Origin of the sequence: Mesorhizobium sp. M7A.F.Ca.CA.004.04.2.1, assembly GCF_004022825.1 — a bacterium.
Classification (GTDB): Bacteria; Pseudomonadota; Alphaproteobacteria; order Rhizobiales; family Rhizobiaceae; genus Mesorhizobium.
The window spans coordinates 1-511 of sequence record NZ_RZPH01001746.1; the positions used below are offsets into that span (position 1 = coordinate 1).

Sequence of the window (511 nt, forward strand, 5' to 3'; positions counted from 1 at the left end):
TGCCGGAAGCGAGTGCTGTGATCACGAAGGCGCCAGCCTTCACGGCCTGCACCGGAACCGCACTTGCCTCGGCGGCGCTGTAATTGCCGCCGGTGGCAAGCGTCCATCTGCCCCAGAAGGAGCGGGACAGCACGAAATGGCCGACAAGAGCAATGACCAGGAAGATCAGCACCACGACTGGAATGCCGAACAGCCGGCCCTTGGCGAACTCGGCGGAGGCGGGATTGCTGCCATAGACGATGACCCCGCCGACAGCCGCCTGGACGATGCCCAGTCCGATCGTGCCAATGCCGAGCGTGGCAATGATGGGGTTGATGCCGACATAGCCGACCAGGACGCCGTTGAGCAGGCCTATGAGGCCGGCAAGGCCGACGGCCAGGACGAAGGCGGGCAGCGGCCCGATCATCGGCTGCAGCCCGAGCGACAGGATGGCGCCGCAGGCGATGGTGGCCGGCACCGAGAGGTCGGCCAGGCCGCCGACCACGAGCACGAAGGTCATGCCGACGACGAC

At 66.9% G+C, this 511-nt stretch carries 1 pseudogene; it reads right to left on the bottom strand.

The annotated features are described in order from the left end of the window. Positions 1-499 (bottom strand): annotated as a pseudogene (locus EN893_RS37360) (ABC transporter permease); the annotation flags it as partial. Positions 500-511 lie beyond the last annotated feature (12 nt).